This is a genomic window from Streptomyces ziwulingensis (genome assembly GCF_039542605.1).
Taxonomy (GTDB): Bacteria; Actinomycetota; Actinomycetes; order Streptomycetales; family Streptomycetaceae; genus Streptomyces; species Streptomyces ziwulingensis.
In genome coordinates this window covers 1-4,423 of the sequence record NZ_BAABIG010000118.1, presented here as the reverse complement: position 1 = coordinate 4,423, position 4,423 = coordinate 1, and the positions used below count along the sequence as shown (strand labels likewise).

1 protein-coding gene is annotated in these 4,423 nt (G+C 75.6%); it reads left to right on the top strand.

Annotated features, from left to right (window positions below; genetic code table 11):
* Positions 1–100 precede the first annotated feature (100 nt).
* Positions 101–4,423: type I polyketide synthase (locus ABEB00_RS35640; RefSeq protein ID WP_345624888.1), on the top strand; the 4,323-nt coding region annotated here is incomplete at its 3' end.

The window sequence follows — 4,423 nt, the reverse complement described above, 5'->3', positions numbered from 1 at the left end:
GGTGACGCGGGCGCCGGTGGTGGTGTCGGGTTCGTTGCGGCGTGGTGAGGGTGGGCTGGATCGGTTCTTGTTGTCGGCGGGTGAGGTGTTCGTGCGGGGGGTGCCGGTCGACTGGCCGGCGCTGTTCGAGCGGGCGGGTGTGGGCCGGGTGCGGCCCTCGGAACTGCCGACGTATCCCTTCCAGCACCAGCGGTACTGGCTCGAATCCGACCGCGACACCGGCGACCTCACCGCCGCCGGGCTGGACGACGCCGAACACCCGCTGCTCCGTGCCGGGCTGCAGCTCGGCGCCGCACACGAGAGCGCGGTGTTCACCGGCCGGCTCAGCGAGAAGACCCTGCCGTGGCTGCCGGACCACCGGGTCGCCGGCGTCGCGCTGCTGCCCGGCACCGCCCTGCTGGACGCGCTGCTGCACATCGGGCACCGCATCGGCGCACCCACGGTCGAGGAACTGACCGTCTCCGTCCCGATCACCGTCCCCGACGGCGGCGGCACCGACCTCCAGGTGCACATCGCGGAGGCCGACGGCGGCCGGCGCGACGTACGACTCCTCACCCGGACCGGCCCCGGCCGTCCGTGGCAGCAGAACGCCACCGCCACCCTCGCCGAGGACGAACCCGGCGCCGAGCCCGGCGCGTCGTGGCAGTTGCCGCCCGCCGAGGGCCGTCCGCTGGACCTCGACGGGTTCTACGACCGGCTGACCGTGGCCTACGGACCCTCCTTCCACGCCGTCGAGGCCGTCCGGCTCGGCGACGGACGCCTCCACGCCCACCTCCGGCTGCCCGACGAGGTCCCCGGCACGGACGGCCACGGCCTGCACCCCGCCCTCCTGGACGCGGCCCTGCACCCGCTCGCCGCCGCCGCGTTCTTCGCCGACCCCGACGCACCCCGCCTGGCCTTCTCCTGGTCGGGAGTGAAACTGCACGCCACGGGCGCGCGCTCGCTGCGCGTACTGGTCGAACGGACAGGACCCGACACCGTGTCCCTCCGAGGCGTCGACGAGACGGGCGCACCCGTCGTGGAGGTCGACGCACTCACCGTACGGCCGGTGGACCCCCGCGCGCTCACCGCCCAGGACGACGCCCGGCTGTTCGACGTCACCTGGACGTCCGCGCCGGCGACCACCGCGACCGACACCCCGCACTGGGCGGCGTACGACCGGATCACCGACGACGCGCCGACACCGCCGCTGGTCGTCCTGCACGCCGGCGTCGGCGACCCCTCCCGGAGCGAGCCGGACCGCGCGCACACCATCGGCCTCGACGTCCTGCACGCCCTCCAGGCCTGGCTGGCCGACGAGCGGACCGCCGACTCCCGGCTCGCCGTCGTCGTCCGGCCCGCCGAACCCGCCCAGCAGACCGTACGCGGACTGGTGCGCACCGCCCAGTCGGAGAACCCCGGCCGGTTCGTGCTGGTGGAGAGCGACGGTTCCCCGGACGCGGCCGGTGCGTCGATCGCCGCCGCGGTGAGCGGCCTGCCCGACGAACCCGAGATCGCCGTACGGGACGGACAGCGGTTCGTCGCGCGGCTGCGCCGCCTGGAGCCGGCCGCCCCCGCGAGTCCCTCACCGCTGGCCGGCGGCACCGTACTGGTGACCGGCGCCACCGGCGGCCTCGGCCGGCTGGTGACCCGGCACCTCGCCGAAGCCCACCAGGTCGCGGAACTGGTCCTCGTCACCCGGTCCGGCATCCCCGCGGACCTGCTCGCCGACCTCGCCGCACTCGGAGTGCAGGTCCGGGCCGAGACGGCGGACGTCGCCGACCGGGACGCCCTCGCCGCGATCGTGCACGCCGTCGAGGACCGTCTGACCGGCGTCGTCCACGTCGCCGGCATCGTCGACGACGGCGTCATCGAGGCACTGGACGACGCGCGCTGGGACCGCGTACTGCGGCCCAAGGCCGACGCCGCCTGGCACCTGCACGAACTCACGGCCGGACTCGACCTCGCCGCCTTCGTGCTGTACTCCTCCGCCTCCGGCGTCCTCGGCGGCGCGGGCCAGGGCAACTACGCCGCGGCCAACGCCTTCCTCGACGGCCTCGCCGCGCACCGCCACTCGCTCGGACTGCCCGCCGTGTCCCTCGCCTGGGGACTGTGGGCCGAGGCCGCGGGCATGGGTGGCCGGCTCAGCGACACCGACCTGGCCCGCATGGCCCGCACCGGCACCCGCCCGCTCAGCGCCGAACAGGGCCTCGCGCTCTTCGACGCGGCGCTCACCACCGACCGGGCCGCCCTGGTGGCCATGCGCCTCGACGTCACCGACGTGCGGGAGGAGAACCTCCCCGCCCTGCTGCGCGACCTGGCACCCGCCGGCCGCACCCGCCGCGCCCCGCGCCGGGCCGCCGCCGACGGCTCGGCCGGCACACCGGACAGCCTCGTCCGGCGGCTGGCCGCCCTGCCGGCCGCCGACCGCGCGGAGACCCTGCTCACCCTCGTCAGGGACACGGCCGCCGCGGTGCTCGGGCACGCCTCGGCCGACGGGGTCGACGCCCGCAAGGCGTTCAAGGAACTCGGCATCGACTCGCTGACCGCCGTCGAACTGCGCAACCGGCTCGGCGCCGCGACCGGGCTGCGGCTGCCCGCCACCCTCGTCTTCAACCACCCCACACCGACGGCCCTCGCCGCCCACCTGGCGACCGAACTCGCCATCGACGACACCACGGAGGACACCCCCGCCACCGCCCCCGCGACCCCGGCCGCGGACCGGGCCGGCCACCTCGACGAGCCCATCGCCATCGTCGGCACCGGCTGCCGCTTCCCCGGCGACCTCAACTCCGCCGACGCCCTGTGGCGCTTCCTCGACGCCGACGGCGACGCCATCGGCGCACTCCCCACCGACCGCGGCTGGGACATCGAGGGCCAGTACGACCCCGACCCCGACACCGTCGGCAAGACCTACGTCCGCGGCGGCGGATTCCTCACCGGCGTCGCCGGCTTCGACGCCGCCTTCTTCGGGATCAACCCGCGCGAGGCCCTCGCCATGGACCCGCAGCAGCGACTGCTGCTCGAAGTCGCCTGGGAGACGCTGGAAGGGGCCGGCCTCGATCCGTCCGGCCTGCACGCCACACCCACCGGCGTCTTCATCGGCACCCACGGCCAGGACTACGGCACCCACGGAACCGGAGGCCGGGCCGACGAGGGATACCTCGTCACCGGCAACGCCGGCAGCGTCCTGTCCGGACGGCTCTCCTACACCCTCGGCCTGGAAGGCCCGTCGGTCACGGTGGACACGGCGTGCTCCTCCTCACTGGTCGCGCTGCACCTCGCGGCACAGGCACTGCGGGCCGGCGAGTGCACCCTCGCCCTGGCCGGCGGCGCCTCCGTGATGTCCACCCTGGAGGGACTGATCGGCTTCTCGCGCCAGCGCGGCCTGGCCGCCGACGGCCGCAGCAAGGCGTTCGCCGACGCCGCCGACGGCTTCGGAATGTCCGAAGGCGTGGGTCTGCTCCTGCTGGAACGGCTGTCGGACGCACGGCGGCTCGGCCACGAGGTACTGGCCGTGGTGCGCGGCTCGGCCGTCAACCAGGACGGCGCGTCCAACGGCCTCACCGCGCCGAACGGCCCCTCGCAGGAACGGGTGGTCCGCGCGGCACTGGCCGGCGCCCGTCTCCGCCCCGACGAGGTCGACGCGGTGGAGGCGCACGGCACCGGCACACCGCTCGGCGACCCCATCGAGGCACACGCCCTGATGGCCACCTACGGCAAGGACCGGCCGGCCGACCGCCCGCTGTGGCTCGGCTCGGTGAAGTCCAACATCGGGCACACCCAGGCCGCGGCCGGAGCGGCCGGCGTGATCAAGATGGTCGAGGCGCTCCGCCACGGCCGGCTGCCCAGGACCCTGCACGTCGACGCGCCCTCCTCGCACATCGACTGGTCCGCCGGCGGCGTCGCCCTGCTCACCGAGGCCCGCGACTGGCCGGACCTCGGCCGCCCGCGCCGGGCCGCCGTCTCCGCCTTCGGCGTCAGCGGCACCAACGCCCACGTCATCCTGGAGGCACCGGACGACCTGCCGCAGGACACAGCGGACGAGGGACGACCCTCGGACCCGTCGGGCGAGACCGCGGGCGACCCGGCCACGCCGGCCGGTGCGCGGTCCGCCTCGACGCCGCTGCCCTGGGTCGCCTCGGCGGCCTCGGCACCCGCCCTGCACGAGCTGGCCGCCCGCCTGGCCGCGTACGCCGACGAGCACCCGGACTCCGACCCGGCCGGGACGGCCCGTGCCCTGGTCACCGGGCGCGCGGCCCTCGCCGAGCGGGCCGTGGCCGTCGGCACCGACCACGCCGGACTCCGCGACGCGCTCACCGCCTTCTCCCGGAACGAACCGACCCCTCAGGTGGTCTCCGGGGTGGCGGACGTGAACGGCAAGTCGGTGTTCGTGTTTCCGGGGCAGGGTGCGCAGTGGGTGGGGATGGGGCGGCGGTTGCTG